At 70.6% G+C, this 16,159-nt stretch carries 15 protein-coding genes and 1 pseudogene; 3 read left to right on the top strand and 13 right to left on the bottom strand.

Going from position 1 to position 16,159, the window contains the following annotated elements; genetic code table 11:
• Positions 1-89: 89 nt before the first annotated feature.
• From CPH93_RS11940 to CPH93_RS11895, 9 genes and pseudogenes are all read right to left on the bottom strand, one after another.
• Positions 90-2,213: a SpoIIE family protein phosphatase gene (locus tag CPH93_RS11940; protein WP_231977414.1), complete on the bottom strand. Its 2,124-nt coding sequence runs from the start codon at positions 2,211-2,213 to the stop codon at positions 90-92.
• A gap of 534 nt (positions 2,214-2,747) precedes the next feature.
• The gene (locus CPH93_RS11935; protein ID WP_093484924.1) at positions 2,748-3,431 is read right to left on the bottom strand and encodes a class I SAM-dependent DNA methyltransferase; all 684 of its coding nucleotides are present in this window, start codon (positions 3,429-3,431) and stop codon (positions 2,748-2,750) included.
• Positions 3,432-3,642: 211 nt separating this feature from the next.
• Positions 3,643-4,386: a cytidylyl-2-hydroxypropylphosphonate hydrolase gene (gene fomD / locus CPH93_RS11930; protein ID WP_173909786.1), complete on the bottom strand. Its 744-nt coding sequence runs from the start codon at positions 4,384-4,386 to the stop codon at positions 3,643-3,645.
• A gap of 79 nt (positions 4,387-4,465) precedes the next feature.
• Positions 4,466-5,887 (bottom strand): class II fumarate hydratase, encoded by a 1,422-nt coding sequence (locus CPH93_RS11925; RefSeq protein WP_093484926.1) that lies wholly within the window; start codon positions 5,885-5,887, stop codon positions 4,466-4,468.
• 138 nt (positions 5,888-6,025) lie between these two features.
• Positions 6,026-6,211 carry a hypothetical protein gene (locus CPH93_RS11920; RefSeq protein WP_096212793.1) on the bottom strand — a complete coding sequence of 62 codons (186 nt, stop codon included), beginning with the start codon at positions 6,209-6,211 and terminating at the stop codon, positions 6,026-6,028.
• A 341-nt stretch (positions 6,212-6,552) separates the two neighbouring features.
• Positions 6,553-7,404 carry a helix-turn-helix domain-containing protein gene (locus tag CPH93_RS11910; protein ID WP_173909785.1) on the bottom strand — a complete coding sequence of 284 codons (852 nt, stop codon included), beginning with the start codon at positions 7,402-7,404 and terminating at the stop codon, positions 6,553-6,555.
• Positions 7,380-7,898 (bottom strand): DUF6879 family protein, encoded by a 519-nt coding sequence (locus CPH93_RS11905; RefSeq protein WP_093484930.1) that lies wholly within the window; start codon positions 7,896-7,898, stop codon positions 7,380-7,382. The genes CPH93_RS11910 and CPH93_RS11905 overlap by 25 nt, the downstream gene beginning before the upstream one ends.
• A pseudogene (locus CPH93_RS36715) lies at positions 7,888-8,084 on the bottom strand (hypothetical protein). The gene CPH93_RS11905 and the pseudogene CPH93_RS36715 overlap by 11 nt, the downstream one beginning before the upstream one ends.
• A 198-nt stretch (positions 8,085-8,282) precedes the next feature.
• Positions 8,283-9,956 carry a fumarate hydratase gene (locus CPH93_RS11895; RefSeq protein ID WP_093484932.1) on the bottom strand — a complete coding sequence of 558 codons (1,674 nt, stop codon included), beginning with the start codon at positions 9,954-9,956 and terminating at the stop codon, positions 8,283-8,285.
• A 167-nt stretch (positions 9,957-10,123) separates the two neighbouring features.
• Here CPH93_RS11895 and CPH93_RS11890 point away from each other — a divergent pair, with 167 nt between their 5' ends.
• Together CPH93_RS11890 and CPH93_RS11885 are read left to right on the top strand one after the other, a co-directional pair.
• Entirely contained in the window at positions 10,124-10,987 is an 864-nt protein-coding gene (locus tag CPH93_RS11890; protein WP_231977280.1) for a DUF1707 domain-containing protein, read from the top strand.
• A 240-nt stretch (positions 10,988-11,227) separates the two neighbouring features.
• Positions 11,228-11,587, top strand: coding sequence for a WhiB family transcriptional regulator (locus CPH93_RS11885; RefSeq protein WP_040898418.1), 360 nt, complete (start codon positions 11,228-11,230; stop codon positions 11,585-11,587).
• A 120-nt stretch (positions 11,588-11,707) separates the two neighbouring features.
• Here CPH93_RS11885 and glpX read toward each other — a convergent pair whose 3' ends face one another.
• Positions 11,708-12,739: a class II fructose-bisphosphatase gene (gene glpX / locus CPH93_RS11880; protein WP_093484934.1), complete on the bottom strand. Its 1,032-nt coding sequence runs from the start codon at positions 12,737-12,739 to the stop codon at positions 11,708-11,710.
• A gap of 240 nt (positions 12,740-12,979) precedes the next feature.
• Here glpX and CPH93_RS11875 point away from each other — a divergent pair, with 240 nt between their 5' ends.
• Positions 12,980-13,516: a DUF4245 domain-containing protein gene (locus CPH93_RS11875; protein WP_096212788.1), complete on the top strand. Its 537-nt coding sequence runs from the start codon at positions 12,980-12,982 to the stop codon at positions 13,514-13,516.
• A gap of 96 nt (positions 13,517-13,612) precedes the next feature.
• Here CPH93_RS11875 and CPH93_RS11870 read toward each other — a convergent pair whose 3' ends face one another.
• From CPH93_RS11870 to xseA, 3 genes are all read right to left on the bottom strand, one after another.
• Entirely contained in the window at positions 13,613-14,206 is a 594-nt protein-coding gene (locus tag CPH93_RS11870; RefSeq protein WP_093484936.1) for a malonic semialdehyde reductase, read from the bottom strand.
• 335 nt (positions 14,207-14,541) lie between these two features.
• On the bottom strand, positions 14,542-14,844 hold the full coding sequence (locus CPH93_RS11865; RefSeq protein WP_096212786.1) for an exodeoxyribonuclease VII small subunit: 303 nt from the start codon (positions 14,842-14,844) through the stop codon (positions 14,542-14,544).
• Between the two features lie 38 nt (positions 14,845-14,882).
• Entirely contained in the window at positions 14,883-16,118 is a 1,236-nt protein-coding gene (xseA, locus tag CPH93_RS11860; RefSeq protein ID WP_173909784.1) for an exodeoxyribonuclease VII large subunit, read from the bottom strand.
• Positions 16,119-16,159 lie beyond the last annotated feature (41 nt).

Genomic DNA, 16,159 nt, shown 5'->3' with positions numbered 1-16,159 from the left:
CCCCGGACGGCATGTCGGCAAGAGTTGGACCCCGTCCGGTCTCAGACGGGGTCCAACATGTGGGATGCGGGCCGGGCGCCCGCGCGGCGTCAGCGCCGCTGCACCCCCGGCGGCATGCTCAGCTCGAACCAGACGACCTTTCCCATGCTCAGACGCGTCGCACCCCAGCGCCGCGCCATCCGGTTGACGAGGTAGAGGCCCCGCCCGCCCTCGTCCGACGGCCGGGCCTGGCGCAGCCGCGGCAGCTGCGGGACGTCGTCTCCGACCTCGCAGCGCAGTACGTCCGTTCGCAGCAACCGCAGCGTGATCGGCCGCTCCGCATACCGCACCGCATTGGTCACCACCTCGCTGACCAGCAGCTCCAGCTGGTCGGTCAGCTCGTCCAGGCCCCAGCGCGCCAGCGCCCGCCGGGCCAGCCGACGGGCCTGCCCGGCCGTCTGTGCCTTGGGGTCCAAATACCAGTACGCGACATCGCTCGGCGCGATCCCGTCGAACCGGGCTGCCAGCAGCGCGATGTCGTCATCGCGGTCGCCGGGGCCCAGCATGTCCAGCACCTCGTCGCACATCGGCTCCAGCGGCGGCGGATTGGGACCCGTCAGCCGGGCCGTCTCCGCCAGCCGCTCCCGCAGCTGCTCGATACCGGTCCACACGTCCCGGATCCGCGACTCGACCAGACCGTCCGTATAGAGGACGAGCGTGGCGCCCGCCGGGGCGTCCAGCTCCACCGCCTCGAAGTCCACCCCGCCGACGCCGATCGGCGCACCCGACGGCACCCGCAGCACCTCGGCGCGCCCGCCGCGGTGCAGCATCACCGGCGGCGGATGGCCCGCGTTGGCGATGGTGATCCGGTGCGCGACCGGGTCGTAGACCGCGTACATGCAGGTCGCCATCCGGTCCGTGCCCAGCCGCTGGGCCTGCTCGTCGAGGTGGTGCAGCACCTCCTGCGGCGGCAGATCCAGCCCCGCCAGGGTCTGCGCGGTGGTCCGCAGCTGGCCCATGATCGCCGCCGAGGTCATCGAGTGCCCCATGACGTCGCCGACCACCAGCGCCACCCGGCTGCCCGGCAGCGGGATCGCGTCGTACCAGTCACCGCCCACCCGGGCCGTCTCGGCGGCCGGCAGATAGCGGCTGGCCAGCCGGACGCCGGTCGGCTGCGGCAGCGAATCCGGCAGCATCGTGCGCTGGAGCGCGTCGGCGATGTAGGCCTCCCGGCCGTAGAGCACCGCCTTGTCCACGCCCAGCGCGGTGTGCGTCGCCAGCTGCGCCGCCACCAGCAGATCGTCCGGCTCGAACGCCGGGCGGTCCGGGCGGCGCAGGAACACCGCCGCACCGATCACCCGGCGGCGGCCGCGCAGCGGCGCCAGGATCACCCGGTGCCCGCCGGGCAGCCGCGGATCCGGACCCAGCAGCTCCGGCAGCGCCGTCCGCGCCGCCTGCGCCTCGCCGAACAGCGGCCGGACGCCCCGCAGCACCTCGGCCAGCGGCCCGCCGGGCTGCACCTCGGCCAGCTCCGCCGCACTGCCGCCCATCGCCGGGCCCAGATCGGGCTGGGCCGGCAGCATCGGCAGCCGGCCGCCGTTGGTGTCCGGCTCCTCCGGAATCCGGTCGGTACGGCGCAGCCGCAGCACCACCGGGCCGGTCGGGCGCTCGTCGCCGACCGGCAGCGGATCCCGCAGATAGACGAGGATCGCGTCGGCGAACGTCGGGACGGTCGCCCGGCACAGGCCGAGCACGATCTCGTCGAGATCTATGCCACGGGCGATCCGCCGGGTCGCCGCCCCGATGAACCGCAGCCGGTCCCCACCCGCCTGCCGGGCCGCCGCCACGTCACCGCTCTCGCCCGGATGCGCCGAGCGGGCCGGCGGCGGTCCCGCCGGTGCGGGCACCTGGGCCCCGGCCGTGTCCCCGGCCGCGGCCCGCGACACCTCGGCGTGCGAAGCATCCGGGACCGCGGAGCGCCCCTCGTGCGGCGGCGACTGCTCCGGCACCGTCCCGCCCGGCTCGCCGCCGCGCGGCCACGACCGCCCGCCGCCGCCCTCCCGCGGCCGCCCGATGCGCTCGCCGCCGTGCCGCGGATGCGGCTCGTGCTGCGGCTCCTCGCCCGGCCCGGGCGCCTCGGCGCGGCCCGTCGCGCCCTGCGCCACCCGCTGCCCGGCGCGGGTCGCCTTCCGGCCCCCGTCCGCCGCGCCGCCCGGCCGTCCGCTCGCCGCCATGGGCCCCTCCCCGTACGCGTCGCCATACGCCTCCCCGTACCGGATCGAGGCGTCCGGTGCGACGGCGTGGCCGTCGCGGTGTCCGGTGGTGTGCTCGCCGGCACGCCCGCCGGTGTGGCCGGCGGCGCCGTCCGCGTCCGCCGACGGGTCCCGCCGTGCCGCGCCGTGGTCCGCGGCCGGTTCGTCGTCGAAGCGGCCGCCCGGCGCGCCCGCCGACGCCGTGACGGCGGCACCGGCGAGGCCTATGTCGTCACCGCCGCGCACCGCGAACCCGCTGCCGGGCACCGGGGCGAACCCCGGCGCGGCCGGCTGCTGCAGGGCGCTGCGCGGGTCGGGGACCGCGCCGAGCGGCGCCGCCTGGGCCTGCCCGCGGGCAGGGGACAGCGAGGGCGCGGCGGCCGGGGCCGACTGCCGTGATTCGTGGGAGGTGGGATGCTCCGTCACGCGTGGGATTCCATCCGTCCGGGGCTGTGCGCCAAACGCGCCGCGGTGCGGGCGTGCCGCTGGTGCGGCCGGCGCCCGACGCGCTGCGTCTCAGGCACGTCGCAGGTGCAGAAAGAGCTGGATCTCGGGTGGTACGTCCGTACTCGCCGGGGCGTATGCGTAGGCGTCTTCCCCGACGACGTCGAAACCCGCGTCGTGCACGACCCGGCGCAGGTCGTCCCGCAGGTAACCCGATACCCGGATCGAGTTGCCCAGGAACGGAATCGTGAAGTCGTCCACATCCGCCTCGACCATCGACAGGGCCAGCAGCCCCTCGGGACGTAGCAGATCATGCAGCAGGCCCAGTGCGTAAGGGATTTCCGCACGGGGCAGCATCAGAAGCGAGAAATAAGCGGCGATACCGTCGAAAGAGCCGGGGCCGCCGAGCCGGCCGCCGCGCAGATCGGCGATGTCCAGCCGGTGGAATTCGGCGTCCGGGACGTGCTCCCGGGCCAGGGTGACCATCGAGGGAGAGAGATCGATACCCACCACGCGGTGCCCGGCCGCCGAGAGCTGACGGGCGGTCGGCAGACCCGTACCGCACCCCAGGTCCAGGACGCGCGAGCCGGCCGGCAGCGCCTCGGACAGCCAGGCGCCCGAGGCGAGCTGACCCTCCTTGTGCGGGAAGGCGTCGTCGTACCGGTCGCCGATCGCGTCGAACGCCTCGGCCTGGCCGGCCCGGTCCAGTGCTAACCGGTTCAGACCCTCGTATCCGTCGTAGCTAGTCGCGCTCACGACCTCGCCCCTCCTGCGACCGCGGTCAAGTTCGTTTTCCAGTTCTGGAGTTGCGCCTGTGCAGTCTTGCGGAGGACGATCCTACGTTTGAAGGCCGGGGGCGCAGCAAGGGGGCTCGGCCCCGCTCCGCGCCCCGCGAGGAACAGCTTTGCCCATAGGCGCACCTTTCCACGGTTCGCCCCCTTCACTCCCGTCGATTCACTTCGCGCCCTTACGACCGCAAACGATCCGGCGCGCGGTCCCAGTCCTGCGGGAGCCGGGGAATCCGCCAGGACGGATCGGGCCGCCAGTCCTCCCAGCCGTCGGCGAACGGCCCCCGCCAGGCCGTGATCTGCGCGATTGCGGCCCGGCCCGCCGATCTGACCTCGGCGGCCCGGGCATCCGTCATCAGCCCGTCCCGCTGCGCCTGCGCGAACTCGTCCTCGTCCCGCCACTCCCAGTGCCGGTCCGGATAGACACAGATGTCGAGGAAGTGGTCCTCGGAGTCCATGCCGCCCGACCAACGGCGGCGCGGCTCCTCCAGATTGACGTACCAGTTCTTGAACTGCCAGCCGCGCTCCCAGAACAGCCACACCGACCAGGGGTCGCCGGGCCGGGCCAGCTTCAGCACTCCGGTGCCGAACCACTGGTCGCGGGCGGTCCGGCGCGGCTTGGTGTAGCGGGTGGACAGCGGCTCGCGGTGCACCGGAGTGCCGTCGGCGAGCACCGGCTTGATGCACGCGGTACCGGGCGCCATCCACACCGCCAGCAGTTCCTCGGTGTTCTGAACGACGGTCATCGGACGGCAGATGTGGAACCGCCCGGCGTCGGCGTTGTCGCGATAACGCCACAGGATGTGGTCCCCGGGCGCCCAGCGCTGCCCGCCCGGGGTGTCATCCGTAGCCCGCCGCGCCCGGGGCGTCCCGCATCCGCCGGCCGTCCCGCCCTTCGTCGTGTCCACCGTGTCCGCTGTCATGCGCAGATCTTAGAGGCGCCGCATGACGCGCGCCGTGACATGAGCCGCACCATGCGTGACGGACGGGTAACGTCTGCCGCTACGGCTGTGCCGGGCGGGTCATCCGCAGCACGTCCAGCGCCTCGTCCAGCTGCTCCTCGCTCAGCAGCCCCCGCTCGACATACCCGCCCTCCAGGACGACCTGACGGATGGTCTTCCGCTCGGCCAGGGACCGCTTGGCGACCTTGGCGGCCTCCTCGTAGCCCAGGTACCTGTTGAGCGGGGTGACGACCGACGGCGACGACTCGGCGTATTCCCGGGCCCGTTCGGCGTGCGCGGTGATGCCGTCGATGGTCCGGTCCGCGAGCAGCCGCGCCACATTGGCGAGCAGCCGGATCGATTCGAGCACATTCTTCGCGATCACCGGCAGCATCACGTTCAGTTCGAAATTGCCGGCCGCCCCCGCCGCCGCCACCGTCGCGTCATTGCCGGTGACCTGCGCTGCGACCATCAGCACCGCTTCCGGGATCACCGGGTTGACCTTCCCCGGCATGATCGACGAGCCCGGCTGGAGATCCGGCAGCGCGATCTCCGCGAGCCCGGTCCGCGGCCCGGACGCCATCCACCGCAGATCGTTGGCGATCTTCGTCAGCCCGACGCCGATGGTCCGCAGCTGCCCGCTGGTCTCCACGATCCCGTCGCGCGCCCCCTGCGCCTCGAAGTGGTTGCGCGCTTCGGTCAGCGGCAGCCCGGTCACCCGCGCCACCTCGGCGATCACCGCCGCCGGGAAGCCGGGCGGGGTGTTGATCCCGGTGCCCACCGCCGTACCGCCCAGCGGCAGTTCCGCCAGCCGCGGCAACGAGGCCCGCAGCCGCTCGACGCCGTACCGCACCTGCGCGGCATAACCGCCGAACTCCTGCCCCAGCGTCACCGGCGTGGCATCCATCAGATGCGTCCGCCCCGACTTCACGACCTCCGCGAACTCCTCCGCCTTACGCTCCAGCGCCTCCGCCAGATGCTCCAGCGCCGGAATCAGCTCATTGAGCACCGCCGACGCCGCAGCGATGTGAATGGACGACGGAAAGACATCATTCGACGACTGACTGGCATTGACGTGGTCGTTCGGATGCACCTCCCGGCCCAGCCGCTCGCTCGCCAGCGTCGCGATGACCTCGTTGGCGTTCATGTTCGACGACGTCCCGGACCCGGTCTGGAACACATCGACGGGGAAGTGGTCGTCCCACTGCCCCTCGGCGACGGCCGCCGCGGCCTCCTGGACGGCCGCCGCGATGTCCTTGTCCAGTACGCCCAGCTCGCCGTTGACCATGGCGGCCGCGCCCTTGATCCGGGCCAGCGCCTCGATGTGCGCCCGCTCCAGCCGCTGCCCGGAAAGCGGGAAGTTCTCCACCGCCCGCTGCGTCTGCGCCCGCCACTTGGCGTGCGCCGGGACCCGCACCTCACCCATCGAGTCGTGCTCGGTCCGGAAGCCGTCGGAGTCGCCGCATGCGCTGTTGTCACTCATACCTATGTCAGTGCCCGGGAACGGCGATCTGTTCCCGGGCACCGCCGGATGTCACCTGGCTGCGGGGTGGGCGTCCTTCGGCCCCCGCGATGAACGCACGGCCAGGCCGATTCAGTCAGCCGCAGGGGCTGTCAGAGTTCACTTGTCGTCGCCGCCCTCCGGGGCCGGGTCGCGTGGCGCCTCCGGGGGCATCGGCCCTCCGTCGTGCTTTCCTCCGTCGTCCTCGGCGGTCACCAGGTCGCGGGGGCGCCGGAAGGGCACTCCGCGCCATCCTTCGGCGTCGGGCGTGCGTGTCCCGTACGTATCGACTGCTGCCACGCTCATCTGCCAACCTCCTCTTTTGTGAGGGCCATGCCGCCGCATCCACCCATCAATTCCCCGCGTGCCAGCGGGATTTCCGGTCCGTCGCCCTCCGGTGGGGGTGCGCCGCCAGCTCCACGTTGCAATCTGACGCCGAGGAAAGGTCGCCCCTGGCTTGTGCCTCTGCGCGCTGCTTTGCCAGTGCGGCACAGACGTCGCATCCCGTGGCCGGTTCGGGGGCGTCGGGAGGATGCGACCGGCGAACTGGCCGTGCCGGCGTCGTCCTTGCGTCGCTCATTCGTGGTTGCCTCCCCGGTTGAATTGCTGCCGCGGAAAGCAATGGTGCTCGGGCGAGTGGGTTTCGCCTAGTCGGTTTCCTGTTCGCGCAAGAAGTCGTCCCGGATGCGCGTCAGCACGGCCCGCATGTCTTCGCCGGACACCGCCGTGGAGGCGAATCCCTCGAACTTGCGCACGTACGTGGAAACGTCCCTCGGGTCCGTGACGACAACTTCCGCGTGAATCGTTTCGACCGTGACGGTCCTGTCGTCCCGGATCACGAAGGCATGGTTGGCTATGTCCCGTTGCCGCGCTGACAGCGGAACGACACGAATGTCGATATGGGACAGTCGTGAAAGGGAGACCAGCCGGTCTATTTGTTCCGCCATCCTGGCGGCTGACACGATTCGCCACCGCATTACAGGCTCAGTGATGACGAAGTGAAATTCCTTGGCCGCATCGTAGAGAGATTGTTGGCGTTCCATTCGGGCGCTGATCGTTTTGGTCAGAACGTCGGTGCCGAGGTCGTGCCGAGAAAGAATGGCCCTCATGTATTCGGGTGTCTGCAGCAGGCCGGGAATCAAAGCCGGCTGGAAGAGTCGCAGTGACTTCATGTGCGCTTCCAGTGACCTTGTCTGCTGCTGTGCCTTGTCCACCCCCATCCGGCGAATGAGGCGCCATGCCGTGGCCTCGGTCGCTGATGCCCGGACCGCCCCCAGATACTCTGCCTTGACCTCGTCGGAAACACCGATGGCGGTCAGGATGCGCTCAACGTCCGCGACGGACGGCGCGACCTTCGCAGTTTCGATCTTGCTCAGCTTGCTGGCAGACATGACGGCGCTGCGGGCGACGGTTTTGGCCTCCTTCCCGGATGCCTGCCGAAGCGCCCGCAGCGCGGCGCCCAGCTCTCCTTTGTTCACTCGCCGTGCTTCGCCCACCATTCCGGGAACGGCACCGCGTGAGCCATGGCCGTATCCCGGTACGTGCGGAATTCTGCTGCCCGTTCATCGGGAAGCACGTCCGCCCCGAGGAACGATCCATCCTCCGCGTAATTCATGACCGCCGGCGTCGAGTCGTCGAACCACCAGAAATCGGGAACCCCTTCCAGGGGGTTCGGCTGTCCGGTGATGTCGAGAATGAAGAACTCTTCACCACCCGTCGCGTTCTTTTGGTAGCCCCAGCCCAGCTCGAACCGAAGATAGGGAGTAAGGGGGCGAGTGAGGACGTGAACGCGATAGACACGCTTCCCTCTGCTCGTGTGTGAACGGAGTTCCGACACCCAGGCTTCGTTGTACCCGGCCGGCTGCAGCTGGCCGGCCAGGAACGCCTGAAAGGCTTCCGTGTTTCCCGACCTGCTGTAGTCGTCCAGGGTCTCCAGCCGGAACGCCTCGCGCTGGAAAGCGTCGAACAGTTCACCGAGACTCTTAGGCGCCACGAAGACCCTTTCGGATGAGGTCGAGCACCAGCTCTTCCGGTACTTCCACGACGGTTTCGTGTGCGGGAATGGTCAGCCCGTGGTCGGCGGGGGCTTCCCCTGTACCAGCAGAGTGCCCCTGTCGGTGGCGTAGATGGTCGGGCAATCCTTGAGGTCGCAGGTACTCACAAGCTTGGTCACCTTCATGGGGTTCCCTTCCGGGCCTGCTTCGTCGCGTCGTGGTTGATGCTCGCGAGCAACGCACCTGAGACGCAAGGGATTCGAGTTTCCAATACAGGAAAGCAGGCCCGGCTCGGGCAGGGTGTCGCCCGGTGGAGTCCCGGGAGGCAGCAACAGAGCCCCTGACGAAACGCCAGGGGCTCTGCGTGGGGTCCTGCCAGCAGGTCAGCTCCCCGACCGCACCGGAATGCTCGTGAACGTCGGGGCCGGCGCCGGGTCCTGGAAGAAGTCGTTGCCCTTGTCGTCGACGACGATGAAGGCCGGGAAGTCCTCGACCTCGATCTTCCAGACGGCTTCCATGCCGAGTTCCTCGTACTCCAGGACCTCGACCTTCTTGATGCAGTCCTGGGCGAGGCGGGCGGCCGGGCCGCCGATGGAGCCGAGGTAGAAGCCGCCGTGGGCGTGGCAGGCGTCGGTGACCTGCTGGGAGCGGTTGCCCTTGGCCAGCATCACCTTGGAGCCGCCGGCCGCCTGGAACTGCTCGACGTAGGCGTCCATCCGGCCGGCCGTGGTCGGGCCGAAGGAGCCGGAGGCGTAGCCCTCGGGGGTCTTGGCGGGGCCGGCGTAGTAGACGGGGTGGTTCTTGAGGTACTCCGGCATCTCCTCGCCGGCGTCCAGGCGTTCCTTGATCTTCGCGTGGGCGATGTCGCGGGCGACGACCAGGGTGCCGGTGAGCGAGAGGCGGGTCTTGACCGGGTGCTTGGTCAGCTCGGCGAGGACGTCGTCCATCGGGCGGTTGAGGTCGATGGCGACCGCGTCGAGGTCGGGGCCCGCGCCCTCGGTCAGCTCCTCGTCCGTCGTCTCCGGGAGGAAGCGCGCCGGGTCGGTCTCCAGCTGCTCCAGGAAGACGCCCTCGGCGGTGATCTTCGCGACGGCCTGGCGGTCCGCGGAGCAGGACACCGCGATGGCGACCGGGCAGGACGCGCCGTGGCGGGGGAGGCGGACGACGCGGACGTCGTGGCAAAAGTACTTGCCGCCGAACTGCGCCCCGATGCCGATCTTCTGCGTCAGCTCGAAGACCTTGTCCTCCAGCTCCTTGTCGCGGAAGCCGTGGCCGGTGGGCGAGCCCTCGGCGGGCAGCTCGTCGAGGTAGTGCGCGGAGGCGTACTTGGCGGTCTTGAGCGCGTACTCGGCGCTGGTGCCGCCCACGACGATGGCGAGGTGGTACGGCGGGCAGGCCGCGGTGCCCAGCGAACGGATCTTCTGCTCCAGGAACTTCATCATGGAGGCCTCGTTGAGGACCGCCTTGGTCTCCTGGAAGAGGAAGGACTTGTTGGCGCTGCCGCCGCCCTTGGCCATGAAGAGGAACTTGTAGGCGCCGCCGTCGGTCGCGTACAGCTCGATCTGCGCCGGGAGGTTGGAGCCGGTGTTCTTCTCGTCCCACATCGTCAGCGGGGCCATCTGCGAGTACCGCAGGTTCAGCTGCGTGTAGGCGTCGTAGATGCCGCGGGAGAGGGCCGCCTCGTCGCCGCCCCCGGTCAGCACGTTCTGGCCGCGCTTGCCCATGACGATCGCGGTGCCGGTGTCCTGGCACATGGGCAGCACGCCCGCGGCGGCGATGTTGGCGTTCTTGAGGAGGTCGAGCGCGACGAAGCGGTCGTTGGCGCTGGCCTCGGGGTCGTCCAGGATCTTGCGGAGCTGGGCGAGGTGGGCCGGGCGCAGATAGTGCGAAATGTCGTGCATCGCCTCGGCGGCCAGCTTGCGCAGCGCCTCCGGCTCGACCTTGAGGAACGTCCGGCCGTCGGCCTCGAAGGTGCTGACGCCCTCCGAGGTGACGAGGCGGTACGGGGTGGTGTCCTCACCTACGGGGAGAAGGTCGGTGTAGGCGAATTCCGGCATCGAAGGTCATTCCTTACTCGGAGAGGTCCGGCTGGCATCTACGGCAGCGCCTGAACAGCGTAGAACCCCGGCGGCCCGGCACGGCTGTGAGGTAAGGCTCAGTCGGCGCGAACCTCACTCCGGCTTTTCCCTAGTCGCGATCTATCGCGTTTCGGTACGCTGGCGTGGTGGATGCAGACAACGGGGGACGACCGGGCCCTGACACCCCGCCCGGACCGCTACAGAAGCAGGACCCGCGGCAGGACGGGCAGCCGGTGAAGCTGACCAAGACGGCACCCGCCGCGGTGGCCGAGGGCGACATCCGCGCGTCCGACGCGGACCGCGACCGGGTCGCCGAGATCCTCCGCGAGGCCCTCGCGGAGGGCCGGCTGGACCCGGAGGAGCACGCCGAGCGGATCGACACGGTCTACCGCGCCAAGACCATGGGCGAACTGGAGCCCGTCCTGCGGGATCTGCCCGCGGCGCGCGGCAGCCGTCCGCAGCCGGACCCCGGCGGTGAGGCCTACGGGCCCGGCGCCCCGGTCCCGGACCAGAATCTCGTCGCGATCTTCAGCGCCTCGGTCCGCAAGGGCCGTTGGCGGGCTCCCGCGCGGATCAACGCCTTCGCGCTCTTCGGGGCCATCGAAATCGATCTGACCGAGGCGGTCTTCGCGCAGCAGCAGGTCCAGATCAATGCCACGTCGATCTTCGGCAGTGTGGAGATCCGGGTCCCGGAGAACATCACCCTGCGCAGCAACGGCTCCGGCGTGCTGGGCAGCTTTGAGGTCGAGTCCAACGACGCGGAGGACGCCAACGCCCCGCAGGTCCTGGTCAACGGCTATGCCGTACTGGGCAGCGTGGAGGCCCGGCCCAAGCGGGGCGCCTGGATACGCGACCTGCGCGACCGGCTGCGCGACGGGCGCCGCGAGCTGCGGCACCAGCTGCGCGAGGAGCACCGCGAGCGGCATGAGCAACTGCGTCAGGAGGCGTGGGAAGGACACCTCCGGCTGCGCGCCGAACGCCGCGAACGCCGGGACCGCTTCCGCAAGTGACGCGGCGTGGGCCGGGGGCGGACACCGTTCCCCGGGCCCGGGGGCAACTCGGCGCCGCGGAAAGGCCGTCAGCGGCGGTTTTCTTGTTGTCGCACGATCGCCACGGTGTGCATAAGCGTGCGCACAGCGGGTAGGGCTGGTGCATCGTCTCTCGTGCGGCTGCGGGGTGCGAAAAAAGGCCGTGCGCAGCGAGACGGGCAAGGGTGATTCTCTCGCCGAAGCCGTCGTCAGGAGTAGACCGTGCTGCTACCGCACCAGACCCTGCAGGATGCCGCTGTCGTTCCGCCCCCGCAAGTGCCTGATCGTGACGAAGCCGGTCCCTGGCATTCGGAGGCGGTGTGCCGCCGGGATGAGGCCGGGTTGTTCTTCGCGCCGTCGAAGGAGCCGACCGCCGCGCGGCTGGCCAGGGAGGAGGCCGCGAAGCGGGTGTGCGCCCGCTGTCCGGTGATGGTCGAGTGCCGGGAGCATGCGCTGCTCCAGCCCGAGCCGTACGGCGTCTGGGGCGGGCTGACCGCGGCCGAGCGCCGGGTCGTGCTGACCCGGCGGCGGCGCCGGGAGTCCGAACTCCAGCGTGCGGCCCATTTGCCCGCGGCAGGCTGACCACCGCGACATCGGCTTCGGCTCGTCAGACACCACAGGGCGTATGGGCCACTTCGCCCCCGCCGGAGACTCTCCGGCGGGGGCGAAGTGTGTGGTCGCCGGCAGGGGCGCCGGGCGCCGTCAGCTGGGGCGCTCGAAGTCCACCGAGCTGTACGCACGCAGCTTGGACAGCCGGTGCTGGGAGTCGATCTGGCGGATCGTGCCGGACTTGGAACGCATCACCAGGGACTGGGTATAGGCGTTCTCGGCGCGGTAGCGCACGCCGCGCAGCAGTTCGCCGTCGGTGATGCCGGTGGCGACGAAGAAGACGTTGTCACCGCGGACCAGGTCATCGATCTCCAGCACCTTGTCCAGGTCGTGCCCGGCCGCCAGCGCGCGCTCGCGCTCCTCGTCGTCCTTGGGCCACAGCTTGCCCTGGAAGGAGCCGCCCAGACACTTCAGCGCACAGGCCGCGATGATGCCCTCGGGCGTACCGCCGATGCCCAGCAGCAGGTCGACGCCGGTGCCCTCGCGGGCCGCCATGATCGCGCCGGCGACGTCGCCGTCGGCGATGAACTTGATCCGGGCCCCGGCCTCCCGGACCTCCTTGACCAGGCCCTCGTGGCGGGGCCGGTCCAGGATGACCACGGTGACGTCCTCGACCGCGGACTTCTTCGCCTTGGCGATCCGCTTGATGTTCACCGACACCGGCGCCGTGATGTCGACGAAGTCGGCGGCCTCCGGGCCCGTGGCGAGCTTGTCCATGTAGAAGACCGCGGACGGGTCGAACATCGAGCCGCGCTCGGCCACCGCCATTACGGACACGGCGTTCGCCATGCCCTTGGCGGTCAGCGTCGTACCGTCCACCGGGTCCACGGCCACGTCGCACTCCGGGCCGGTCCCGTCTCCCACCCGCTCGCCGTTGTAGAGCATCGGGGCGTTGTCCTTCTCGCCCTCCCCGATGACCACGACGCCGTTCATCGACACGGTGTGGATCAGGGCGCGCATGGCCTTCACCGCCGCGCCGTCCGCGCCGTTCTTGTCACCTCGCCCCACCCAGCGGCCCGATGCCATGGCACCGGCCTCGGTGACCCGGACGAGTTCCAGGGCGAGGTTGCGGTCCGGGGCCTCGGGGCTGACCTCGAGTTGGGACGGGAGATGATGCTCGGTCATCGAGCGACCTTTCTGTACGGCGACGGCCGTGAAGGACGAGGGTGGCTGTGCGGGGTGCGGGGGCACGGGGCTTCCCCCAGAGGCTCACAGTATCTTCCGGCCGCCAAAATGAGCAGTGGGCCCTACGCATGAGCGGCCGCCGCAGGGCCGGGATCCAGGGCGTTTGCGCAGGTGGCGGGCTTTGCCGGGGGGTGTGTCGGAGTCGTCGCGGGGATGGGGGACGATAGGGGCGTGGCAGGTATGCGAGGCAGGCAGACGGTGCGGGACATGGTCCTGTCACTGGCGGTGATCGGCATTCTCGTCGGGGTGATCTACGTCTTCATCCCGCACGACGAGAGCGCCGACGCGGAGAAGGCAGCGGTCAAGACGGTCGACTACCGCGTCGAGCTGATCACGGCCCGGCGGGCGGCGCCGTACCCGGTCGCCGCACCCCAGGGACTGCCCAAGACCTGGCGCGCCACCTCCGTCTCCTACCGGGCGAGCGAGGACGGCAAGGGCGGCGCCTGGCATCTGGGCATGCTCGACCCGGAGCGGCAGTACGCGTCCATCGAGCAGAGCGACGCGGCGCCGCGCCAGTTCATCAAGGACGTCACGCTCGGCGCGACCAAGGTCGAGGGCAAGCAGGCCGTCGGCAGCAAGAAGTGGGACCGCTACCAGGGGGACAAGTACCGGGCGCTGGTCCGCCAGGAGCCCGGCGTGACCACGGTCGTCACGGGCACCGCGCCGTACGGGCGGCTCGCCGATCTGGCCGCGGCGCTGGTTGCGAAGAAGACCTGAGGTCCCGCGCCGGTAACGCCGGACGGGCAATGTCACGACGAGGCCGCCGCACCCTGGCTGGGTGCGGCGGCCTCGTCGTGTGCGGTCGCGGGGGACTCAGACGGCGGTGACGGCCTCGTCGAAGGTGAGCCGCGGGCCGCGCGGGGAGAAGGCGTCGGTGCCCGGCTTGCCGATGTTGATCACGAGGAACGACTTCTGCTTGCCGTCGCCGAAGAACTCCTTGTCGACGCCGGTGAAGTCGAAGCCGGTCATCGGGCCGGCGGCCAGACCGGCGGCGCGGACGCCGACGATGAAGTAACCGGCCTGGAGGGTGGCGTTCTGGGTGCCGGCGGTCTCGCGGGCCGCGGCCTGGGAGAAGAACGCGTCCTTGATGCCCGGGGCGTGCGGGAAGAGCTGCGGCAGCTTCTCGTGGAACTCCAGGTCCACGGAGAGGATCGCGGTCAGCGGCGCGCTGAGGGTCTTCGGGCCGTTGGCGCCCATGGCGTGCGTGACCAGGCGCTGACGGGCCTCCTGCGAACGGACCAGGGTTATCCGCAGCGGCGACTGGTTGAAGGCGGTCGGGCCGAACTTCACCAGGTCATAGATGGCCTGGACCTGCTCGTCCGTCACCGGCTCGTCCGTGAACGTGTTGGCGGTCTGGGCCTCCCGGAAGAGAAGGTCCTGCGCGGCGGCGTCAAGGGCGAGAGACATATGGGCACCTCGTGGTCAGCTGGGGCAAGGATCGGTGGCACACAGCAGACCGTGTGGTTGCTGCAGCCACTTCAGGGTTCTACCGGAATGAGATCACTATAGGCCAGGTAGATTAAGTTTCAACTAAAAGTGGGTGCTTGTGTGCCGGTTCACATGGGTGGGGGATGGTTGGTTGCCGGGTCGGCCGGGCCAGGGGGCCGTGCAGCCGTGGCCGGGTGGCTGAGCGAGGGCGGTGCGCGTGTGCGATCGCGTACGTCCGCGTGCATTCCACGTGCGTTCGCGTGGCCGTACGGCGGGGGGACTGCTCCCCAGGTGCAGGTGTCGCCGGGCCCCGGCTAGGCGCGCTCCGTCTCCGTCTCCGGCTCCTCCGACGACTCCGCCAGCGCCGCGTCCAGACGTGCCCGGGCGCCGTCCAGCCAGCGGCGGCAGACCTTCGCCAGCGCCTCGCCGCGCTCCCACAGCGCGAGCGACTCCTCCAGCGTCGTGCCGCCCGCCTCCAGGCTGCGGACGACCTCGATCAGTTCGTCCCGCGCCTGCTCGTAACCGAGCGTGGAGTCCAGCGGCTCCACTCCGCTCTCCGCTCCGGCCGCCGCGCCCTGCTCCGCGTCCGCCGCGCCGTCCGTCTTCGCCTTCGCCATGTGTCCCACCCTAAGAGTCCGTAAGAGCCGTCTTCGTCCTATGCGGGGGGTGCGACGGTGCCCGGGGGGCCGTCCACCCGCACCCGGAATTCGCCCTCGGCCACCCTGGCCCGCAGTTCCTCGTCCGCGCCGACCTCGGCGGGGCTGCGCACGGCCGTCCCGTCCGGCTTCTGCAGCACCGCATAGCCGCGCTCCAGCGTCGCCTTCGGGGAGAGCGCGACCACCCGCGCCAGGGTGTGCGTCAGCTCCGAGTCGGCGCGGTCCAGCAGATGCCCCAGGGTCCGCCGGCCGCGCTCCAGCAGCGCCGTGACCTGCTCCTCGCGGTCCTCGACCATCCGCTGCGGCCGCTGTATGCACGGCCGCTGCAGCGCGGCGTGCAGCCCCCGCTCCTCGCGCTGGACGAAGCCGTCGATCGCGCGCCACGCCCGCTCCCGCAGCTGCCCGATCCGGGCCAGCTCCTCGCCCACGTCCGGCACGACCTTCTTCGCCGCGTCCGTCGGTGTCGAGGCGCGCAGATCGGCGACCAGGTCGAGCAGCGGGGTGTCCGGCTCATGACCGATCGCCGAGACGACCGGGGTCACGGCCGCGCCCACCGCGCGGATGAGCTGCTCGTCGGAGAACGGCAGCAGATCCTCCACGCTGCCGCCGCCGCGCGCCACGATGATCACGTCCACCTCGGGCAGTGCGTCCAGCTCCTGAACCGCGCCGATCACCTGGGGGACCGCATGGACCCCCTGCACGGGCACATTGCGCACCGCGAAGCGGACGGCCGGCCAGCGGTGCCGGGCGTTCTCCAGGACGTCCCGCTCCGCGGCGCTCGCCCGGCCGCAGACCAGCCCGATCAGCTGCGGAAGGAACGGCAGCGGCTTCTTGCGGTCCGCCGCGAACAGCCCCTCCGCCGCCAGCGACTTCTTCAACTGCTCCAGCCGGGCGAGGAGTTCACCGACCCCGACCGGTTTGATCTCGGCGGCCCGCAGCGAGAGCTGGCCACGCGGGGCGTACCACTCCGGTTTGGCGTGCACCACCACCCGGGCGCCCTCGCTCACCACATCGGCGACCTTGTCGAAGACCTGGCGGTAGCACGTCACGCTCACCGAGATGTCGTACGAGGGGTCGCGCAGCGTCAGGAAGACCACGCCCGCGCCGGGCCGCCGGGAGAGCTGGGTGATCTGCCCCTCGACCCACACCGCGCCGAGCCGGTCGATCCAACCGCCGATGAGCCGGGACACCTCGCCGACCGGGATCGGCGTTTCCGGGGACGTAGAAACAGCCATACGAGCGAGAGTAGCGGCGGCCACTGACAGTGGCGGCGCCC

Source organism: Streptomyces sp. 2323.1 (assembly GCF_900221035.1).
In the GTDB taxonomy this organism is placed as follows: Bacteria; Actinomycetota; Actinomycetes; order Streptomycetales; family Streptomycetaceae; genus Streptomyces; species Streptomyces sioyaensis.
This window is presented reverse-complemented; position numbering and strand designations above follow the sequence as displayed.